At 38.9% G+C, this 20,711-nt stretch carries 24 protein-coding genes and 1 pseudogene; 21 read left to right on the top strand and 4 right to left on the bottom strand.

Annotated features, from left to right (window positions below; translation table 11 throughout):
- Positions 1-179 precede the first annotated feature (179 nt).
- The gene (locus ACQKFO_RS09655; protein ID WP_427598333.1) at positions 180-1,313 is read left to right on the top strand and encodes a serine hydrolase domain-containing protein; all 1,134 of its coding nucleotides are present in this window, start codon (positions 180-182) and stop codon (positions 1,311-1,313) included.
- Positions 1,314-1,439: 126 nt separating this feature from the next.
- Here ACQKFO_RS09655 and ACQKFO_RS09660 read toward each other — a convergent pair whose 3' ends face one another.
- Both ACQKFO_RS09660 and ACQKFO_RS09665 read right to left on the bottom strand, forming a co-directional pair.
- Positions 1,440-1,913 carry a GNAT family N-acetyltransferase gene (locus tag ACQKFO_RS09660; protein ID WP_427598335.1) on the bottom strand — a complete coding sequence of 158 codons (474 nt, stop codon included), beginning with the start codon at positions 1,911-1,913 and terminating at the stop codon, positions 1,440-1,442.
- 14 nt (positions 1,914-1,927) lie between these two features.
- Positions 1,928-2,446 carry a hypothetical protein gene (locus ACQKFO_RS09665; RefSeq protein WP_427598337.1) on the bottom strand — a complete coding sequence of 173 codons (519 nt, stop codon included), beginning with the start codon at positions 2,444-2,446 and terminating at the stop codon, positions 1,928-1,930.
- A 156-nt stretch (positions 2,447-2,602) separates the two neighbouring features.
- Here ACQKFO_RS09665 and ACQKFO_RS09670 point away from each other — a divergent pair, with 156 nt between their 5' ends.
- From ACQKFO_RS09670 to ACQKFO_RS09685, 4 genes are read left to right on the top strand one after another with little or no spacing between them, the layout of a single operon-like run.
- Positions 2,603-3,100, top strand: coding sequence for a GNAT family N-acetyltransferase (locus tag ACQKFO_RS09670; RefSeq protein WP_427598339.1), 498 nt, complete (start codon positions 2,603-2,605; stop codon positions 3,098-3,100).
- The gene (locus ACQKFO_RS09675) at positions 3,087-3,632 is read left to right on the top strand and encodes a GrpB family protein (protein ID WP_427598341.1); all 546 of its coding nucleotides are present in this window, start codon (positions 3,087-3,089) and stop codon (positions 3,630-3,632) included. The genes ACQKFO_RS09670 and ACQKFO_RS09675 overlap by 14 nt, the downstream gene beginning before the upstream one ends.
- A complete protein-coding gene (locus ACQKFO_RS09680) occupies positions 3,629-4,252 on the top strand; it encodes a hypothetical protein (RefSeq protein ID WP_427598343.1) in 624 nt (207 codons plus the stop codon). The genes ACQKFO_RS09675 and ACQKFO_RS09680 overlap by 4 nt, the downstream gene beginning before the upstream one ends.
- A 40-nt stretch (positions 4,253-4,292) precedes the next feature.
- Positions 4,293-4,463 carry a hypothetical protein gene (locus ACQKFO_RS09685; RefSeq protein WP_427598345.1) on the top strand — a complete coding sequence of 57 codons (171 nt, stop codon included), beginning with the start codon at positions 4,293-4,295 and terminating at the stop codon, positions 4,461-4,463.
- Between the two features lie 172 nt (positions 4,464-4,635).
- On the opposite strand, the gene ACQKFO_RS09690 is transcribed toward ACQKFO_RS09685, so the two are convergent.
- Positions 4,636-6,315, bottom strand: a complete 1,680-nt coding sequence (locus ACQKFO_RS09690; protein ID WP_427598347.1) for a M3 family oligoendopeptidase — start codon at positions 6,313-6,315, stop codon at positions 4,636-4,638.
- Positions 6,316-6,708: 393 nt separating this feature from the next.
- Between ACQKFO_RS09690 and ACQKFO_RS09695 the strand changes: the two genes are divergently transcribed.
- The 5 genes and pseudogenes from ACQKFO_RS09695 to ACQKFO_RS09715 all read left to right on the top strand — a co-directional run bounded on the left by ACQKFO_RS09695 (position 6,709) and on the right by ACQKFO_RS09715 (position 9,244).
- Positions 6,709-7,542, top strand: a complete 834-nt coding sequence (locus ACQKFO_RS09695) for a toll/interleukin-1 receptor domain-containing protein (RefSeq protein ID WP_427598349.1) — start codon at positions 6,709-6,711, stop codon at positions 7,540-7,542.
- Positions 7,543-7,627: 85 nt separating this feature from the next.
- Positions 7,628-8,035 (top strand): annotated as a pseudogene (locus tag ACQKFO_RS09700) (NUDIX hydrolase).
- Between the two features lie 121 nt (positions 8,036-8,156).
- Positions 8,157-8,402 carry a hypothetical protein gene (locus ACQKFO_RS09705; protein ID WP_427598351.1) on the top strand — a complete coding sequence of 82 codons (246 nt, stop codon included), beginning with the start codon at positions 8,157-8,159 and terminating at the stop codon, positions 8,400-8,402.
- Positions 8,403-8,412: 10 nt separating this feature from the next.
- Positions 8,413-8,589, top strand: coding sequence for a GNAT family N-acetyltransferase (locus ACQKFO_RS09710; RefSeq protein WP_427598353.1), 177 nt, complete (start codon positions 8,413-8,415; stop codon positions 8,587-8,589).
- A 118-nt stretch (positions 8,590-8,707) separates the two neighbouring features.
- Positions 8,708-9,244, top strand: coding sequence for a hypothetical protein (locus ACQKFO_RS09715; RefSeq protein ID WP_427598355.1), 537 nt, complete (start codon positions 8,708-8,710; stop codon positions 9,242-9,244).
- Positions 9,245-9,457: 213 nt separating this feature from the next.
- Here the strand turns inward: ACQKFO_RS09715 and ACQKFO_RS09720 are convergent, their stop codons facing one another.
- A complete protein-coding gene (locus ACQKFO_RS09720) occupies positions 9,458-10,654 on the bottom strand; it encodes an IS110 family transposase (RefSeq protein WP_427598357.1) in 1,197 nt (398 codons plus the stop codon).
- 659 nt (positions 10,655-11,313) lie between these two features.
- Between ACQKFO_RS09720 and ACQKFO_RS09725 the strand changes: the two genes are divergently transcribed.
- From ACQKFO_RS09725 to ACQKFO_RS09775, 11 genes are all read left to right on the top strand, one after another.
- Positions 11,314-11,751 carry a VOC family protein gene (locus ACQKFO_RS09725; protein ID WP_427598359.1) on the top strand — a complete coding sequence of 146 codons (438 nt, stop codon included), beginning with the start codon at positions 11,314-11,316 and terminating at the stop codon, positions 11,749-11,751.
- Positions 11,752-11,997: 246 nt separating this feature from the next.
- Entirely contained in the window at positions 11,998-12,345 is a 348-nt protein-coding gene (locus ACQKFO_RS09730) for a hypothetical protein (RefSeq protein WP_427598361.1), read from the top strand.
- 300 nt (positions 12,346-12,645) lie between these two features.
- The gene (locus ACQKFO_RS09735) at positions 12,646-12,834 is read left to right on the top strand and encodes a hypothetical protein (RefSeq protein WP_427598363.1); all 189 of its coding nucleotides are present in this window, start codon (positions 12,646-12,648) and stop codon (positions 12,832-12,834) included.
- 211 nt (positions 12,835-13,045) lie between these two features.
- Positions 13,046-13,537 carry a DUF1648 domain-containing protein gene (locus ACQKFO_RS09740; RefSeq protein ID WP_427598365.1) on the top strand — a complete coding sequence of 164 codons (492 nt, stop codon included), beginning with the start codon at positions 13,046-13,048 and terminating at the stop codon, positions 13,535-13,537.
- Between the two features lies 1 nt (position 13,538).
- Positions 13,539-13,928 (top strand): DUF3021 family protein, encoded by a 390-nt coding sequence (locus ACQKFO_RS09745; RefSeq protein ID WP_427598367.1) that lies wholly within the window; start codon positions 13,539-13,541, stop codon positions 13,926-13,928.
- Positions 13,929-14,024: 96 nt separating this feature from the next.
- Positions 14,025-15,170 (top strand): DUF418 domain-containing protein, encoded by a 1,146-nt coding sequence (locus tag ACQKFO_RS09750; RefSeq protein WP_427598369.1) that lies wholly within the window; start codon positions 14,025-14,027, stop codon positions 15,168-15,170.
- 268 nt (positions 15,171-15,438) lie between these two features.
- Entirely contained in the window at positions 15,439-16,680 is a 1,242-nt protein-coding gene (locus ACQKFO_RS09755; RefSeq protein ID WP_427598371.1) for an ATP-binding protein, read from the top strand.
- A gap of 417 nt (positions 16,681-17,097) precedes the next feature.
- Positions 17,098-17,799: a vancomycin resistance response regulator transcription factor, VanR-F/VanR-M family gene (gene vanR, locus ACQKFO_RS09760; RefSeq protein ID WP_427598373.1), complete on the top strand. Its 702-nt coding sequence runs from the start codon at positions 17,098-17,100 to the stop codon at positions 17,797-17,799.
- Positions 17,792-18,901: a HAMP domain-containing sensor histidine kinase gene (locus ACQKFO_RS09765; RefSeq protein ID WP_427598376.1), complete on the top strand. Its 1,110-nt coding sequence runs from the start codon at positions 17,792-17,794 to the stop codon at positions 18,899-18,901. Before vanR ends, ACQKFO_RS09765 begins: the two co-directional genes overlap by 8 nt.
- Before the next feature lie 90 nt (positions 18,902-18,991).
- A complete protein-coding gene (gene vanY, locus ACQKFO_RS09770) occupies positions 18,992-19,861 on the top strand; it encodes a VanY-A/VanY-F/VanY-M family D-Ala-D-Ala carboxypeptidase (protein WP_427598378.1) in 870 nt (289 codons plus the stop codon).
- A gap of 224 nt (positions 19,862-20,085) precedes the next feature.
- A complete protein-coding gene (locus ACQKFO_RS09775) occupies positions 20,086-20,691 on the top strand; it encodes a GNAT family N-acetyltransferase (protein ID WP_427598380.1) in 606 nt (201 codons plus the stop codon).
- Positions 20,692-20,711: the final 20 nt, after the last annotated feature.

Consider the following 20,711-nt stretch of genomic DNA (forward strand, 5'->3'; position numbering starts at 1 on the left):
ATAAGGAGGGCGATCATCCTTTCTTTATGTACTTGAAAAGCAGGAGATAAAAAGGGTGGAATTATTGGAGTTGGTTTGAAATAATTGGTATTGAGTAGAATAGGATACTTGCAGAAGAGTACCGAAATTATTATAGAAGAATAGTTTAGAACTTAGAAATGCATATATTGGAGGTTCTTATGAAGTCACTTAATGAAAAATGTAACCAAATAACACAATACATAAATGAATTGCTTCATGATCAACAGGGAGTCGGAGTAAGCGTTGCCATAGTGAAAGACGCAGAGACGGTCTATTCTAAAGGTTTTGGAAACGCGCGGATCGGATCAGCAGAAAGACCGATTGATGGCGATACATGGATGAGCATTCAAAGTGTATCCAAGAACTTTATGGCGCTTTCCATTATGCAGCTTGTGGAGAAGAATGTGATTGCACTGGACGATGCGGTTGTTACCTATTTGCCGTACTTCAGAACGAAGAATAAGGAACAGAGTGACGCGATCACGATCCGGCATGTGATGTCCCATACGGCAGGTTTTCCTTCCGAAGTGGGGATCGCCAACATGATCGCTCCGAATGTAAAGGAAATATTCTCCGATACACCGACAGAATTCCAGGAAGCATTGGATCATTATCAGCTGACAGAAGAAGAGATTACTAGTATAAACACTCGCGAAGATATCACGAAATGGTTCAAAAAAGTAGAATTGGAATACCCACCAGGAGAGGGGTGGAACTATTGCACAGATGCGTATGTGATCCTTGCCGATCTGTTTGAAAAAGTGACAGGCAGCAAATGGGAAGCATCCCTTACCGGTGACATCCTCACACCCCTTGGTATGGAACGGACAACGAGTGACTCACACGTGGTGGAAAAGAATCAGAACAGTGCGAGGTATTATGTAGGCGAGGATAAAATGGAAACGCCTTTTCCCATCAACCCAATCTCGGCGCCAATCGGATATCTGTATTCAACCGCCAATGATTTAGCCAACTATTTAACAATCCATTTGAACAAAGACTCGGATGTCTTACGTTCAGACTTAATAGAAGAAATGCAAAAGCCCCTCCATCTTGTAAGCGAAGAATGGCGGGCGCCTGGATGTGATGTCAGAAGCTATGGACTTGCCTGGTTTACGGACACTTATCGGGGGTACAAAATCGTCGAACACGGGGGAGGTCAGATGGGGGTAAGATCCCTGATGACCATAGCACCTGAGCTTAATCTGGGAGTGGTTGTGTTATTGAATTTTGACGGAACCATTCATCATGATATTTGTGATAGGGTTATGGATGTATTTATTGATTCGTGAGGGACAGTGGGGACAGGTCCCTTGTCCCATAAGGAAACATGGGAACAGTTCTGATGCTTCTTCTTAAATGAAAAGGAGCAAGAGAACCGTCCCTGTGCACCACTGTGCACCAAAGGAAAGCGAGTCCTACTCCCAATCCTTAGCCATAATAATAAATTGGTACATATGGCCCCTTATTTCATTTTGAAATTCTCCTCTTTTCCTGAATCCTTCTTTCTCATACGTTCGGATGGCCCGTTCATTAAAATCCGCGACTGCTAATTCCAAGTGAGAGAACTTCAGCCGTTCCCGTCCTTGATCGATGATGGCTTTCACAAAGGTTGAACCGTATCCCTTTCCTGTCATGGAAGGCTTCATTTGCACCCCGAGTACCAGGATGTTTTTCCCGTCTTCTTCTACATCATAAAACTCACAATTTCCGATCAGATTCTCGTTCTCGTCAACGACTGAAAAGGTTCTTTCCAGATGAACACTCTCTTTCAATCCCTCGATTTTTTCTTTTTGACTATGATTATCGTAAAATGAATAGATTCCCTCATACGTCCACGTAATGAATTCATTGATATCTTCCTGGGTCCTTCTTCTAATGGTCAGTTCCACGATTGTCATCTCCCTTAGGATTCTTTGTCCTGTTTCTCGATCCATTTCTTCACTTTTTTCTCCATCTCTTTTTGCAAACCCCCTATGTTTCCGCTATCTCGCAGAGCGGATTTAACGTATTTCTCCGGGAACATTTTTTCTAAGGAGGACTGATACATGCTGCCGTCTTTAGGTTCTATGTATTCGATCACAGAATAGGACTCATCCCTTTGGCTTAACCGGATCACGGCAGGTAATGAATGCCCGGACTGGGGTTCTATCCCGGACGCTTTATTAAATCCCCCATAATACGACCACATATAAACACTCAGGACCCCATCCGTTTCGCTCGTTCCATAGACTTTATGGACTTCGAACTGCTTTTCTGTACCGTAGTAGGAGGTAGCGTAGTTCTGGATAATATATTGAGAAATCGTGTCATCGATTTGTTGGGTTACCTGTTTATCCCCATCGATCAGATTCAGTTCTTTCCCGTTACACCCGGTAAATATGACAGCTGCCATTAGTAAAAGGAATACTCGTACCTTTTTCAAAATGTCCATTACTCCTTGTATACATGTATTTTTGAAGTTTCTAAGAAATGGAGAATTTTATTCCATTTTACCATATGGTTCCTTTTATTTTCCTTTTTTTACAATTAAATCTATGGTATCTTCCAGTAGAGTACCTGGATAAGGGGGAGAGGGCGAATGAGCATCGTATCACTTAAAGAGATGCCGAAAGAGAACCTGGTTGAATTCTTCAATCGGCATTGGGGGAGTCCAAAGATGGTCATTTCCAGTGGGATCTATGACTGTGCTGCTTTAGACGGCTTTGCCTACCTGAATGAAGAAACTGTCATCACAGGCTTGATTACCTATGTGGTCAAAGAGGGAGAATGCGAGATTATTTCGCTTGATAGTTTGGAAGAAAAGAAGGGAATCGGCACCGCCCTGATGAAAGAAGTAGAAAAGGTGTCCGCCGAAAACCGGTGGAAGCGCATCACACTGATTACGACCAATGACAATCTGCCGGCACTGAAATTTTATCAAAAGAGGGGTTTCATGATTTCAACTATTCACCGGTTCGCTGTGGAGAAGGCGAGGAAGGTAAAGCCTGAAATCCCCTTGATCGGGAATGACGGGATTCCCATAAGGGATGAAATTGAACTGGAGAAGGATGTGACTTTGACGGATGGAAAATCGTAATTGGCCAAAATGGGCTGTGGAACTAGTCGAGATTGAACCTCCAAACCCGGACTGGACCGAGGCGGGAAAAGCTGAAGTGAAGGAGCTCTTACACTCTTTAAGTCCCTTCGGTGTAAAGGAAGTAGAGCATGTTGGAAGTACCTCGATCCGCGACCTTCCTGCCAAACCAATCATTGACGTGATGGCTTTGATCCCATCCTTTGACGATTTAGACGAGATTGCCGATAAGCTTGCGGAGGATCAATGGCATTATGTACCGGCAGAGCTGGACAACCGGCCGTGGAGAAGGTTCTTTATAAAAGAGGAAAACGAAAAACGTGTCGCACATCTACACCTCATGCTGACAGGTGAACCAAGGTGGGAACAGCAGCGGTCATTCCGTGATCGTTTAAACGTAAATCCTTCATTAAGAGAAGAATATGCAGAGCTGAAAAAGCATCTGGCCAATCAATTCACCGACGACCGGGAAGCTTATTCGGAAGGGAAAGCAGCATTTATTCAAAGAGTATTGAAAATGGGGGAGAGAAAATGAAGAAGCGACTGCTACTCATGATGATCGTAGTCACTGCATTCCTATTAATGGCCTGCAGTGGTGAAGCGAAGCAAACGGAAAGTACGAAACAGGAGGAGACTGGACAGGAAACCAATAAGGAAGATAGCGGGGAAGACGCATCAGAAGAAGCTGATACGGATGAACCGGTTGATTCGGTGGATTTGGAAGACGCAACGTCCCACGATCAATCGAGCAGCACAGAAGATCCCCTGTCTGCATACCCTTCAGAGAAAATCGAATACGCCCGTGTCTGGTTACAAGTGATCGGGAATAACGGCGTAGGGGAACTGAACGTCCGACATATTCCAGCCGGTGAGCAGCTGAATCCTTATGATGATAACAGCGTGGATTATCCAGAAGACGTCATTGTGTTAAGCGGGAAAATCATGGCAGATGGAATCGTCACCTATAGCGGCAATGGGGACGGCACGATCAATGTGTATGAGGTACCTTCCCATTGGCCGAGTAGTGAGCAGATAGAGGAAACTATGGAAGAGTATACGAAGGGGATCGTGGAGAATACAGAGCAGGTCTCAATTGGTGCGGGTGAGGATGATGAGGTTATAGGGCTGATTGGTAAAGTGAATATAGAGAGTTAAATTCACTCATGTGATTGTGAGGGATTGGGGAGTGAGTTAAATGAGAAAAGTGACAATCTTTTTGTTGGCAGGCTTATTCATATTTATGTTAGGAGTATATTTATCCACTTTATTAACCACTCATTGGGTTGTAGTTGGCACGTCACTTGCAATCATTGGAGGTTTCATGATGGGTGGCAGCTCATACTTCTTGCCGAAGATTAAAAAATAAGGGTAGAGTGGGGACGGTTCCCAGTCTACCCTTTTCAATTTTCTACAGCAATGATCCTAAAGTTGTAGGTTTAGAAATGTCCCCGGTTTACCGGTGGTGGCATAGGGGTGAATTTGGTAGAAGTTGGAGGTGTTTAGTTAAAGGGCCATTTTTAATAATTCGATAACAGGAACTATACTACTTGCTCTATCCATTCTTCAACAAACTTTAAAATTGGGTGTATGCTATTTTCTTCAAAAGGCGAATTAATGTTAGCTTGATCAATTAATTCTTTGAATGGTAGCTTGCCTCCATTACGACACATTTCCAGATAACCCTTCCATGCTTCCTTTGGGTTTTCTTTATGCATTTTCCAAAGTTGTACAGAACAAAGGTGTGCCAGATCATAGTCCATAAAATAGAATGGTGTGGTAAACAAATGACTGATTTGATAAAAACTCGTTCCGCTTTCTAGAAATTCATTGCCATCGTAATCACGTTCTGGAAGGTATTTATGTTCCAAATCTCTCCATTTAGATTTTCGTTCTTTAATAGAAAGTGATGGTTCTTCATATATACAATGCTCAAACTCATCTACAGCACTTGCTAAAGGCATATACATAAAAGCCGTTATTAAATGAGAATACTGATACTGTTTTGTATTCTCGCCAAAGAAAAGTTCCATCCATGGCCATGCAAGCCGTTCCATTCCAAAAGAAAATATTTCAGCTGAGTCATAGGGAATAATATATTCTGGAATATTCCAATGCCTGGACATATAAAATTGAAAGGCATGACCAGCTTCATGAGTGAATACACGAATATCATCGGCTATATCGTGAAAGTTGATGAACATGAAAGGCAGCTTACTTGAACCAATGTATGTAGCAAAGTTTCCGCCAATCTTATCAGGGCGTTGGTTGATATCAAACAAATCGTTACGCAAAATTTCTTCAAAAAAAGCTTTTGTCTCTGGTGACAGTTCTGTGAATAACGTTTTGAAAATGTCTAATCTATTTTGATGTGTACCTATTGGAGACGGAGAATTATCCGGAAAAAGGTATCCTTCATCGTAGTATTTAAGTTTCTGCACACTAATCCTACAGGTCTGAGAATTTCGTAGTCTAGATACGAAGGGAACTCCGAATTTTTCTACTTGAGACCTATATTTCTTTAAGTCGTTAGGCGTATGGCAGGTTCGGTTCATTCTTTGATAACCTAGTTCAACAAAGGACGGGTATCCTAACTTATTTGCTATTGTATTTCGTACACGAACAAGTTCGTCAAAAATTTCATCAAATCGTCTTTCATTTTTCTGGTAAAACTGAAATTTAGCCTCATGAGCATTCTTTCGCGTTTTTCGATCTGAGGAGTTAAGGTATGGAGTAAGTTCTAAGAGGTTAATTTTCTGTCCTAAGAAATTTGTTTCTGCTTTTCCAATGAGAGTTTGGTATTCCATTATGAGTTGGTTTTCTTTCTCCAATTCTAATTCTATCTTTGGGGAGAATGACCCTTGTTTTAATTCGGCGAGACGAAATACCTGTTTACCCCACCTATCTTCAAGATAATCTCTAAATGTGGCTCCGAGAATGGATTTGTAGTAATCTCCAACTAGTTTAAGATATCGAGATTCCATAACTGTAAAACCATGATATTCTTTCATAAGGCACTCATTATCCATAGCACGAAAATGTTGAAGTCTTGCATCATTAAATGCAGTTTCAAAGATAAAACGATGGTCATTAAGTTTTTGAAACAATTCACCCTGTTGTGCAGGGGATTTTGAATGCTCAAACTGCTGTAACAAGGCATTAAATGTGCTTTCATATTTGCCCATATTAATGGATACATCTTTTTCATGTATTCTTTTCATATATCCAACCCCCTATCTTGTGATTACTTTTCATTTTATATATATTACTTTAAAAAGTAAATAAAATTATATCAAAGAGTAATTTGTTTTCGACGTTACCATTCTTATAAGTTAGTTCTCAAATATCATTAGTAAAGCAATTGAATCACCTTTGTTAAAAAGTTTATTAACATCACCTTATCAAAATTTGGAAATAGTTCTTGTGTAAGTTTTTCGATTTTGAAATAATTGGTATGATGGGCATTAACTAATGATCAGCTACTTGATCAGGCTAGTGTCCTTCTTCAACTATTGGGCAGTTCTATTTAATAAGGAATTGTATAAAAAAAGTATTTGAAATAATTCACACCAATCAGTGATATGATTTGTTATATACCAATAATAGGAAGGTGAATGGAAGTGATTTTTTTAAGCCATCAACATAAAGATAAAGCTATTGTTGGGCCAATTGCACATGGATTAAAAGAAGTTTTTGGTGAAGAAAATATATTCTTTGATGACTGGTCAATACAACCGGGTCAAGGCATCATTGACGAAATGAATAAAGGATTAGAAAGATGTAAAGTTTTTTTCTTTTTTATTTCATCAAACAGTTTGGATAGTGACATGGTAAAGATGGAATGGCAAAATGCAATTATGAGAGAGAGTAAACACAATGTATTATTTGTCCCTATACGAATGACCAACATAGAGGTCCCAGCTTTATTAACTCAAAAATTATATCTAGATATGTATCATAACGGGATTGATATTACTTTGAAGCAAATGGTTGATTTGGTCAGAAACGGTAAGTTAACACCTGATGAATATAAACCTTACGAGAATATTGTTGCATATTCATATGTAGAGTCCGATTATGAGCAAAAAAGACGAAAAATTAACTTTTATATCTTTGCCCAGACATTTTACGAGCCAATTAGTCGATTTTTAGTTTGCGCAGATATTAGTCAGGAAGATGGCACGCTAAACATAACGGGTGGTGGAATGGTTGCTACAAATTATTACCCTAATGCAATTCCTAGCCATCCTAGTGGCAACTCCTTAAATGGATTTTACCTTGGCAGAGATAGTGGAATAACGCCCGGATTCCCTCTTCAACTTATCTTCACAGTTAAAAGTGATTTTAATACTCCTCACACGATTGATCTTATGAGAGAAGTGAAAGATAAGGAATTTAGAAGTATCCCAGTAACCCAGATAAATTCATTAAATGAACTTCCAAAATAAAATAGAAAAAGATATTAAAGTGCAGCTTTACTGAAAAATGGCGGTAAATAGCAAGCATTACATTTCAAATAAAGGTGGTTGTAATATGACTATGCCAAGACACTCACTGTCGGCGGGGGCGGTGGTTCTTAATGATGAAGGGAAAATCTTGCTTATTAAAGGTCCACGAAGAGGCTGGGAGTTTCCTGGCGGTGTAATAGAATTAGGTTAAACCATTGAGGATGGGATCATAAGAGAAGTGAAAGAAGAATCAGGAATTGACATTGAAATCATTAGATTTTGTGGTATTTATCAAAATATACAGGCCAATGTTTGTGCTACTTGTTGGCTTGCAAAAGCGACAGGTGGTAAACCGCAGACAAGTAGTGAAAATTTAGATGTTGGATTTTTTACTTTGGAAGAAGTATTAAATATGGTTACTTGGTCAAATTTCAGAGAAAGAATTGTTAAGATACTAAATGAAGAAGAACAGCCCTTTTATGTTCCATTTTAATAATTTTATTCAAAAAAGGGGGCATATGCTGAAATAGCAGCCACCCTTGTTCAAGTATAGAGGCTGGTTAATGGAACAAGAGGTGTGTTTCCTTAAGAAATCTTGATAACGGAGGGTTAGTATGGGCTTAGGTATTATTTACAGAAAGGCAAAACAAAGCGATAGAGAAGATTTATATGTGATGGCTAAAGAATTAGCAACGAGCTTTGATGTTAATAAACCTGACTTTTTAAATGTCTTTAAATTACTCCTAGGTGATGAAAATGTTGATTTGATTGTAGCTGATAAAGGAAATAAGCTAATTGGATATGTATTTATTTTTCACCATCCTGCTTTCTATGCGAATGGAATAATCTCCCTGGGTTGAGGAACTTTTTGTGTTAGAAGAATATAGAGGTAAGAAAATCGGGAAGCATTTAATGGCGGAGGCAGAGAATCTATCAAAAGAACGGGGTTCCAAGTTAGTAGCTCTTGCTACTAGAAGGGCAGATAGGTTTTATGAATCTATTGGATATGATGAATCTGCAAAGTATTTTAAAAAACATTTTAGTTAGTCTCAATAACTCCTGCTCTTTTGAATATTAAGGGACTTTTGCTGAAAAAGGAGACGTTCTTTGTTCAAGTAAAGGGCAGTTTAATTGAAGTCGACATTTTAAAAGATGGAGGAGTGTAATGATAAGAAAGCTTCCAATGGTGATTGCAATTGCTGGGGTTTCAGGCGGTGGGAAAACAACAATAGCTTCTTGCTTAAAAGAGAAGCTACCAAATAGTAAAACATTATATTTTGATAACTATGATTTTGATGGTCCCGACGACATTATTGAGTGGATTGAGAATGGTTGTAATCCGAATGATTGGGATTTATCACCACTTATTAGAGATATTAAAAAGTTACATACCGAACATCTGGATTACATTATACTAGATTTTCCATTTGCATATCTACATAGTAAAACAAGCAAACTCATTGATTTTGCAGTGTTTATTGAAACGCCATTAGATATTGCATTGGCTCGTAGAATAACAAGAGATTTTAAAGAGGGTTCTGCAAAGGATATATTACAGGAGTTAGATAACTACATTACTAGAGGAAGGCAGGGGTATCTTGCTATGTTAGATACCACAAAACCTAATTCTGATTTAGTTGTAGATGGTACACTTTCTATATCCGAGGTTGCAGCTATTATTGCTCAACGAATAGCTGTGTAAATTTTAGTGTGGGTCAACAACAGTACAGCAAGTTATATTCCATTAACAGTGAACAAGCAGCCGTCCTATATTCAAGTATACCAGCTAATATAAGTCAATATTTTTTAAGTAATCATACTAAATCAAAGATGGTATAATAAAATTGTGCATGACAAAGAAACTTCAAGATCTAAAATTGAAGTTTTTGTAAGTTGTGTAATTATTTGTATTGGTTTATGGATTATACATTTGCTTATGTTTTAATATGGCATAAATCCAATGCAATAGCTTGTTGGCGCAAGCTATGATGGCTACTTTGTGAGGCTTGCCCTCACTTCTTTTTTTATCATAATACTCTCGGATTTTCATGTTGCGATTATTGGTTAGTCCGCACTGTACAGCCGTATAGAGGGTCTGACGGAGTTTCGTAGAACCTCTTTTAGTAATCCGGTTAATCGAAGCCGTAAACTTACCAGATTGATATACCCTTGGATCAAGTCCTGCATAGGCAACTAGTTTCTTGGGATGACTAAACTGCGTGACATCGCCTATTTCTGAAATGAGATTCGCTGCTATTTTAGTACCTATTCCTGGGATTGATGTTAGAATTTCATATTCCTCAAACTCCGTCGCTAACTTATCAATCTCTTGTTCTAGTGCGTTTAGAAAGTCACGTTGTTGAAGAAGCATTTGAATATACATCTTTAATGTAATCAAGTGGCTGTCATACAACGTTTTCTTAAATGGATTTCGTTCTGCTGCTAGTTTTAACTTCAAAGCTTTTTCATAAAACCAACCATACGATCTTTTTCCTCCTAGACCACACATCTCCTTAGCTAATTCATCCGATGGAACCTTTAATACCTCATGAGAAGTAGGATAGAGGAGTAAAGTTTTTAAGGAAAGAGGTGCGTATAAATTGCTATAAACCCCTTTATATTCAGGGAATATCTGATCCAATATTGTTTGGAACTGTAGTTTCAGCTGTACATAGTTACGTGTTAAAGAATCGTGTTGCCTACATAGATTCCTCAAATTCATTGTTTGAACACTTTTCCTTTGATAGGCAACTAAGTCCTCTTTGTAGTACATCTCGCACAAATGTTTCGCATCGGCTGGATCGGACTTCACTTTTCGAAGACTACTTTTTTTCGTTTCGTAAGAAACAACGGGATTCACTAAGTAGTACACAATCCTTCTTTCCTCAAGATACTGTAAAATGGGTTCATGATAGTGCCCAGTGGACTCAAATACAATGACAGGATTTGAGTCAGCGTGTAGTTCCAGCTCTTTATAAAACATAAAAAAATCACGTAATCCTCTGGTATCATGCTTGAATTTAAAGGTCTTCCCGAAGGGGTGTTTTCTTGCCAGGAAAGCTTGAACTTGGCTTTCTCCTTTTGCGACATCCAGGCCAATCACTGGATCCATACGTTATCACATCTCCTTTTTGTAGATTTGTCGGTAGCCCCTGTCTATCTTGTAGTGTCATAGCTTCGCTTGTTATGCGGGGTCTATGCCCCAACCAGCCTCAAACATGTTTCTACAAGTAGGGGGTGGACAGTATAACGGCCGGGATCAAGTCCCACGGGCAGGTACGTCCTACCCCGACTACCTAAAGAATAACCTATAAAAAATAGGTCAACCAGAAAAATAATAAATCTGGTTGACCTTATAATACGAACGGGCAGGTTAGTTGAATATCATTCCATAAAATTAAGATTAGTTATATTACCATTTAAGAAAAGAATTTAATTGATAATTCAAATGAAAAAATAAAGGGAGTGTGATTAATTATTATCTGGTTATATATTTTAATTCCAATTGCTATTATTAGTTGTGTAGCAGTTTATTTGGAGAAAAAGTCAGGAATGGCTCCACCGGAAAAGACTCAGCAGGATATGAAAATAGAAGAAGCTAATAAGCAAACACATATAAATTCTTATGGTAGAGCAGATGATTAAGTATACTTTTGTTAAATTTATTAGCGTTAGGTTTCAAAGGGACTAATCCTACTAACGGGTAATGTCTCTTTTTTTCTCTATTCAATACAGGTATTGAAAATAAAAGGAACATAGGAGGCATGGGATATGAAGATCAATAGAATAGATCATGTGAGTATAAACGTAAATGATCTTTCAGAGGCTAAGGCGTTTTTTCTTGATCTAGGACTTGAAGTGCAAGCGGAATGGGAATTGGATGGAGAGCAGTTGGACAGAATAGTGGGGCTTAAAGGTGTGAAAACGTCATGTGTAGGATTGGGGATGCCAGATGGTCAGGCATGGATAGAGCTGGTCAAATTTCATACACCGTCTGATGAAAATGGAATTCAGCAACCTTTTGCCAATACGCTGGGTATCCGACATATTTGCTTTGCTGTTGAAGATATTGAAACGATTGTGGCCAATTTGAAAAAGAAGGGCACGGAAATCTTTAGTGAGATACAGCAGTACGAAGAAAGTTATAAGTTATGCTACGTTCGTGGTCCGGAGGGGATTATTTTAGAGTTGGCGGAGAAAATCAGTTAAATATTGAATGGGACTATCAATGATTTAGTTCTCCATCTTGAAAGATTTTTTCTTAAACTATCGGGTGCTTTAAACAAACAAGACGTTAAAAAGATGAAAACATCACGATACATAAAGTCTTAAAATCATGGCCCTTCCTCTATGTGCTGTATTCAGCATGCAGGGGGAAGACCCTTTTTCTTATATCTGTTTATTCTATGAAATATTGGGGATTCTTCTTAATAGTAACGAAAAAGGAGTGGACCTATGGAGTTAGATGGCAGAAAGTTAAAAGACAGGGCTATGGCCGCAATGAGTAAGTTCAAACACAATATGAAGGGGAAGTACTATTCTATCGCTGATATTCCCACAGCTTCCGTTCAGGAGCTGGGGGACTTCATTCAGATACACCCCGACACACATGAAATCAAGAAGCATCTTCTCGGCAATACCTATACCTTTTTTAGATTAAACGTGAACAACTACAGGTTCTACTTAGAGACCACCAATGGCCGCATTTTACAACTGGATGGTTCTTTAAATGGAAATGAATTGGTAACTTATCGATCCTATCGGGATTCTGATGATATAGATTCACCCGTTAAATTGAGTTAAAAATGGGCTTTCTTATAGAAGAGAGCCTGTTTTTTTTTATTGGCGGTCGGGCAACCTTTGAGTGGCTTCTGCCGTAATAAGGGCCTACAAAGTACAATTAGAGTTCTCAATACATAGATGAATATCGGTGCCTGACCCTCAGTACGAAAAATCGGGAGTCGTACTGATTCTTGCTCACGGTTTTTCAAAATGGGCCTGCTGCCATAAGGGATCCCTTTTGACCAATATTATTTATTTCGTGCTAAAATATCATTAGTGAAGAAAAGACATATATTAATTATTACGGAAGGAATGATGACGATGACGAAATTATCTTATAGTGGGCTAAAATATGGAGAAAATGATGTGGAAATAGCTTTATTGGTGGATGTACAAAATGATTGGATAGAGATCACACATACCAAAGAAGTGTCTCATGTTATGAATAAATCAACAGGTGAATATATAATAGTTAATCGAAACACTTTGAAATTCGAGGTTGTTTCCTAATACGACCTTATGAGAAACATTCCTTTTTTTGAACCGAGAATATAACGGTTCTTTTTTTATTGTCTTTAGCCTTCAAATTAACACCATAATAGCGTCAGTTTTAACACTATTACGATTGTCAGGTTGAAAAAAATGAAACGAACCAAGGAGTCAATCGTATAATTTGTATTGGCAAAAATAGTTTTAATCCAATACATTGGGGGACGGTTTAATGAGAAAAGATCCTCTTAAATTAACTCTAATAATCATCTCCACTACCATTCTTTTATATCATACTTTTCATTTGTTTTATCTTTGGTCAGAGATTCCGAATACAATCGCTATCCATTTTAGTAAAGGAGAACCCGATCATTGGGGTTCAAAATACTTCCTGTTCATCATGCCGATTGTAAGTATTTTAACCTGGTTCCTTATTGGATTATTAGTCAAAAAACCGGAGAAGTTGAACTATGTGAATTTAACAGAGGGGAAAAAGAAAATACAATATGTAAAGGCTGAAAAAGTCATGGTACTCATACAATACATGGGTGCTGTAACTTTCCTATTTGCTAATGAAGCATTTTTGAGAAACGCAGTTGGAATGGAGTCACGTTTGCCTTTTTCAATTGCACTCACTCTATTGTGTATTTGTTTTATCGCCCCTATTTATCATTTATTCTGGGCGGCAACGTTGAAAAATGAGAATGAAAAGAAAGGAACATAAAATGCATTTGAAAAAAGGATTGATTAGAGGAGTCACCCCATTTAGTTTCTTTATCATCATTTCACTGCTGTGGAATCAATTTCAAGGGTCATCAGCTATTTCAAACACATTCTTCTTTTATGGTCTGATTGCTTTTTTCTTGGGATTGGCAAGCGTCATATATGAAATTGAAAAATGGCGTTTCTTAAAACAAATTATGGTTCATTACTTGGCCATGCTGATGACTGTTTTTCCAACTTTACTTCTGAGCGGTTTTTATCCGCTTGATTCTTTCAGAGATGCAGTGAACGTATTTTTCCTTTTTAATAAGGTTGGAGTAATCTTGTTTTTGACTTCATATATTATTTTCACATGGCGTAAAAGGGCTTATATGAAAGCCCGGCACCAATAGTGCCTGACTGAATCTGTTGCTTTCAAAGGCATAGAAGCATAAGAACCGTCCCCGTGCTTCCCGTGCTTCCAAAATAATTAATGATAAGGGAATATTATGAATCCAATCTCACATGTTAAAAAGAGAAAATTAACACCAGACTTAGCACGAGGTTTTATGTTGTTGTTTATTGCATTGGCTCATGCGAATCAATTTATCTTTTTAAGTGACCTGGGAGTTACGTTAATCGATCAGTTCACTGTATTTTTCAGGCAGGTTTTCATTGATGGACGTGCCTTCCCTTTGTTTGCCATCCTTTTTGGATATGGGCTCAATCAAGTGTATAAAGGGCAAGAGAGAAAAGGGACCAATTGGAAAGATACGAAAAAAATTTTCAGGCGTAGAGGATTTTGGATGTTAGTGATAGGCTTTTTCCACGCCACTCTATTCTTTGCAGATATTATTGGGGTGTATGGATTTATCGCTCTCCTTTTTGCGAGTTTTTTCCTTCGATTATCCAATAGAAAAAGTATCATATTAACGATCTTTTTTCTTGTATTAGTGGGTCTATTTGCTCCGTCCATGCCAAGGGGCTTCGATGCATTAAATATGGAAGTCACGAATTCAGCCACGATTGAAGATCCCTTTGAGGCATTGATTACCCGAATGTTTGAATGGATGTTCTACACGCCTGTTCTGAGTTATCAAGTGATCCCAGGGGTGCTGATGGGTATTTTAGTTGCTCGTTTTCAGGTAATCGATCAACCTAAAAGACATAAAAAGGCACTACTCACGGTTGCCATATCGGGACTTTTCCTATCGACGGCCGGCGGTATCCCCATGGCGATGATGTCGTCATTGTTTTGGACGAGTTACAGTGATGGATTGGAAGTAATGGCAAAGTCACTTCATACTATCACTGGTTATGCGGGGGGAGTGGGATGGACCGCACTGATTGGACTCTTAGTCATTAAGGTCGAAGGGAAAAGCGGGCGCTTTACAAAGGCTATTGCGGCACTTGGACAACGTTCACTGAGTTTTTATCTATTTCAGTCCGTTATGTTTGTTTTGATCTTGGCCCCTTATGCTGGAGGTCTCGGTGGACACATCAATCAATTATGGAGTGATGTGGTTGCCGTATTGGTTTGGATTTTTACCGTAATGATTGCTCATTATATGGATCAAAGGTCAATAAGAGGACCTTTTGAGACTTTTTTAAGGAAAAAATCAGCCATTAAACAAACCATAAATATAGACAGTTAAATAAGTTGAAGGATGCGAAGAACCTCCGCCTAAGAAATGGGAGGAGGTTCTTTGCTACTTATCTACACAATGGATGTTGTTATGAATGATAAATTTTTTCACCTGATTGAACAGGCTTAGAGGAAATGTCCATCTAGGTCTTTTTGTATCCAAGAACCTATCACCCCAACCCCTTGATTTTTGTCGAATGTTCGTGGTCAATGGAAAGGATTTCCGGTTAAGATGTCGAAGAATTAAAGAAGATTCTTTTTCTTAAAGGAGACCTGATATGGTAGAGACTGTCCATCATTTAATTTTGCATGTGGTATTCATCCTATTTACGGTTCTTGCTTTTCAAATGGTTACGAATGGATCGGACAGCAATACAGAAGGGTTTCCCTTTAAGTTCTTTCTCATGAATTTTGCAATGTTACTGTTTACAATGATCTTCCCCGTTGTATACTCCAGCGGTTATGTGTACGATTTCAAAGTGATTCCATTCATCCTTGCCTTTCTCTATGGTGGTAAGAGAATGGGGTTCAGCACGTTCACCGCCATGCTGTTGATTGGTTTATTTACCAACCATGTAATGACTTTTTTGCTCGTGAATTATGCGATCTATGGTGTGTTGCTGATCCCTTTATCGAAATGGTATAAAAGGTTGACTTGGAAGAACAAGATGCTCCTCATTTCCGTCTTTTATTTCTTCATCCCGGTTACCAGGTCCCTTTATTTACTTCAGAACAATGAAGTAGAGCAGCTCACGCTTGTGGCAAGCTCTACCTTGATCATATGGATTACGCTCATCCTGACCTTGTATCTGATTGAAAACCGACTCGAACAAAACAGGATTAAAAAAGAGCTTATGAAGGCTGAAAAGTTTACTATCGTCAGCCAATTGGCTGCCTCCGTTGCCCATGAAATCCGAAACCCCATGACGACCGTAAGAGGATTCATGCAGCTTCTGCAGAGAGAAACGTTAACGACTGAACAGAAAAGTTTCATCGACATATCCATACAAGAATTAGATCACGCCCAAGACGTCATTAATCAATACCTCTCCCTTGCCAAGCCGCAGACGGAGGAATACGAGGTGTTCAGTCTGACTGACACCATGAATGAATCCGTTGACGTGATGTCGACGTATGCTGTGATGAGCAGCATAGAAATAAAGAAAAACATTGAAGCCGGACTGATGATCAAAGGAATAAAGATCGAAGTGAAGCAAGTGCTGCTCAACCTACTGAAAAATGCCATCGAGGCGGTAAAAGAAGATGGAGAAATCACGGCGAAAGCCACTTTACAAAACGACGGCCGGATTATGATCGTCATCCAAGATAATGGAGTCGGCATGCCACCTGACCAACTCAAAGTATTGGGCAGACCTTATTACTCGACCAAGGAAAAAGGGACGGGACTTGGTTTGACGGTTTGCTATCAACTTGTCAAACAGATGAAGGGGGAAGTACAGGTGGAAAGCGAGCGGGGAGTGGGGACGACGTTTCGGATATTCTTGCCTGGGAATGGATAGGGTGAGCTATGGGGACAGGTCCCATGGCACTACATAATCAAATATGGGTGTCTGCCCCCAGCACGGTAAAGCTTTAACGCCGGGGGCAGGCACCGTTTTTTTTTTTACGCGTTTAATAGGATCTTAAGAAAAATTTAAGAATTCTCCCATACTTCTTTTAAGAAATTTCATTTACACTATCACACTTGAAGGTTTTTTTATGTGTAATTAAACAATACTTAAAATCGATGATGAAATCCCTTTGGATATCTTCTCTCCAAAGGGTATGCTTATGAAAAAATAATAGAAAATAAATGAAAGCCCTAAATGATTCCATTAGCTGCCACGTAGATTACCAAAAACAACAAGCAATTTTAGGGGCAGCTAGTAAGAAAACGATGGAGATTTAGCGACTATCACTTTAGTAGGAGTGAAATAATGAAACCTTTATCAATATTAGTAGCGGATGATGAGGAGGAAATTGCTGATCTGATTGCTATCCATTTAGAAAAAGAAGGGTACCACGTGACGAAAGTATCAGATGGAGAAGAGGCTGTTCGTGTGGTCGAGAGTCAGGCCATTGATCTTCTGATTTTGGATATCATGATGCCGAAGCTGGATGGATATGAAGTCACCCGCCGCATTCGGGATCAGCATAATATGCCCATCATCTTTTTGAGTGCCAAGACATCCGATTTCGATAAAGTTCAGGGCCTGGTCATTGGGGCAGATGATTATATGACGAAACCATTCACACCGATCGAATTGGTTGCTCGCGTAAATGCTCAGCTGAGACGTTTCTTGAAGCTAAATCAACCTAAGGCGGCTACGGAAAGGAAAGATTCCGTGGAAAGTGGTGGATTGGTTATTTCCCCTGATCAACGTAAAGTGACTCTCTATGGAGAGAACATCGAACTAACGCCTAAAGAGTTTGATATTTTGTACTTACTGGCCAGTCACCCGGGAAAAGTATTTGGTGTGGAAAATATTTTTCAGCAGGTGTGGGGGGATGCCTACTTTGAAGGTGGAAATACCGTAATGGTCCATATTCGTACATTACGAAAAAAGCTTGAAGAGGATAAACGGAAGAATAAATTTATCAAAACCGTTTGGGGAGTGGGGTATACATTCAATGGGTAACATACTGCGAGGCTTCCGCTCAAAAATGATCTTACTGCTCGGACTAAGCATGTTGTTGTCTGCTGCAATTACATACCTATTCTTTAAAGGACTCCAATTGTATTATTATTCAAATGTGAATTATGGAGATTCATTAGGTTATTTTCGGATTATCATTCGTAATATTGGAGACTTCAACGTCTTTTTACTAGTATTCATCCTGCTTTCGATCTTCTTCTTCTTTTTACTTACAAAACCCTATTCTGCCTATTTTAATGAGATTTCAAAAGGAATTCATTCTCTCGCCCAGGGTGACTTCAAGCATCGGGTTCAAATCGAGTCGAATGATGAGTTCAGTGATCTTGCCGAAAGCATCAATCTCGCCAGTGAAAAATTGGAACAAGCCATTGAAAGGGGAGACTTCTCGGAAAGCAGTAAAGAGCAGTTAGTCGTCAATTTAGCTCATGATCTTCGTACACCCCTCACCTCGGTTTTAGGATATTTAGATTTGATTCTTAAGGATGAGAATTTGACGAAAGAACAAGTCAGACACTTTTTAACGATTGCCTTTACGAAATCTCAGCGTTTAGAAAGACTGATTGATGAATTATTCGAAATCACGAGAATGAACTATGGCATAATGCCCATTAAAAAAAATCATATAAATGTAAGTGATCTCCTTAATCAATTAAAGGAGGAATTGTACCCTGTCTTCGAGAAGAATGATTTGATCGCTAGAGTGAATGTGACTCCGCAATTACCTGTATTGGGTGATGGAGAGCTCTTGGCACGCGTGTTTGAAAATCTTCTTACCAATTCGAATCGCTATGGGAACGATGGCCAGTTTGTGGATATTAATGGCTTTATTGATTCCGGGAAAGTGGTGATTCAGATTGTGAATTATGGAGATCCCATTCCCCAGAATGAGCTGCCCCATCTCTTTGATATGTTTTATACCGGTGACAAAGCACGTACTCATCATGGAGGCGGCACCGGGATTGGCCTCTTCATTGCCAAGAATATCGTGGAGCAGCATGATGGTACCATTACGGCCGAAAGTAGTATCATACGCACCATTTTTGAAGTGCGCTTGCCGCAGGATGGTGAAAAACCGAATGAATGATTTAAGAAAAATTTAAAATTTACCCCACTCTTTATTTAAAAAGTTTTCCCTACACTTATAAGCAACTAGAAGTAAGGAGGAAACGCATAAATGAAGAAGTGGGGATTTTTATTATTATCCTGCCTGGGGTTAACTTCCGTCTATATGGGACCTTTGTCTGAACCGGAAGTGAATATTCAAAGCCATGTTCAATCTGAAAATGGTATCGCAGAGGGTGCAGATATCCAAGAAATCGAAATGACAGAGGATCAAATCTATAAAGGTGACCTGCTTTTGGTCAACAGTGAATATCCTGTTCACCAGGAAAGCATTCGATCGGATATCGTCAATTTATCGGCAAACAATGAGCTGGCACAAGGGTACGTATTGTTAGGCGGTGACATTTCATTATCAGAGGATATTGCCCATACATTCTCAGAGATGGTTACTGCTGCTAAAAAAGATGGTCTTAATCATTTCGCCATTACAAGCGGCTTTCGGGACTTTGATGAGCAAAGTGTGCTTTATCAAGATATGGGTTCTGACTATGCCTTGCCAGCAGGATATAGTGAACATAATCTGGGTTTATCCCTTGATGTAGGATCTACTCAAATGAAGATGGCGAATGCACCAGAAGGAAAGTGGATAGAAAAAAACGCTTGGAAATACGGATTCATCTTACGTTATCCAGAGAATAAAAAGGACATAACAGGAATTGAATATGAACCGTGGCACATCCGCTATGTTGGTTTCCCTCATAGTGCCATTATGAAATCAAAGAATTTCGTATTAGAAGAATATCTAGAATACCTGAAAGAAGAAAAAACGATTTCTGCCAGTGTAAATGGGGAAAAATTTGAGATTTCTTATTATCCTGTTACAAAACGTACGACCATTCATGTGCCTGCTGATCTTCGTTATGAGATTTCAGGTAATAACATCGATGGTGTGATTGTGACAGTGTTTCCTGATGCGGAATGAGACGAACGAAATGAATGAAAGGCATGATGGTACATGGCTAAAAAAATAGCACTCGTTTTGACGATTCTTCTTTTCCTTTCATTTTCATGGTGCCAATCTTTGGGTTAATGCGTGCTTTGGGAACAGTTTGCCTAGGTACATGAAGCATATGTTCTAAAAAAATTGAATTAGTAGTAACTTAATGAATATGCAGGATACATTCACAAAGAATAGAGGGATAACCTATGAATATTATTCGTGCGAGTGAATCAGAAAGTAATAGAAGAAATGAGATGAGTACAATCTTTGTAGACGGATTCTATCAATGGCTGAATTATTTTTCAAAAGATAAGGCTAAACTTTACAAGACATTTGCCCATATGTTTAATGAAGAGGTCTTTTATACGGCAGTAGTTGACGATCGTATTGCGGCTATAGCCGCTTGCACTACAAACAATATACCTTCTGTAAGACTGAAATATAGTGAATTTAGAAAGCACCTCGGCTTATTCATGGGGAGTATTGCTTATGTCATTCTCAAAAAAGAATTTGAGAAAAAGCAATATCCTTTTCAACTTTCTGAAAAGATGGGTGCAATCGAGTTTGTGGCAACGTCGGTAAAGTATAGAGGACAAGGTGTGGCAACTGAACTGCTAAAATCGATCATACATTCAACTTCATACGACGAATATGTCTTAGAAGTAGCAGATACCAACATAAGTGCTATCAAGCTTTATGAAAAACTGGGTTTTGCAGAGTTCATGCGTATTCCTCAAAAGCACAGTGAAAAAAGTGGTGTCAATGATCTTGTCTATATGAAGCATGTGAAGGTGAAAGATGTGGGGGACTAAAGAGCCTATGGAATGACTGA

The organism is Rossellomorea sp. NPDC071047 (genome assembly GCF_050270195.1).
Classification (GTDB): domain Bacteria; phylum Bacillota; class Bacilli; order Bacillales; family Bacillaceae_B; genus Rossellomorea.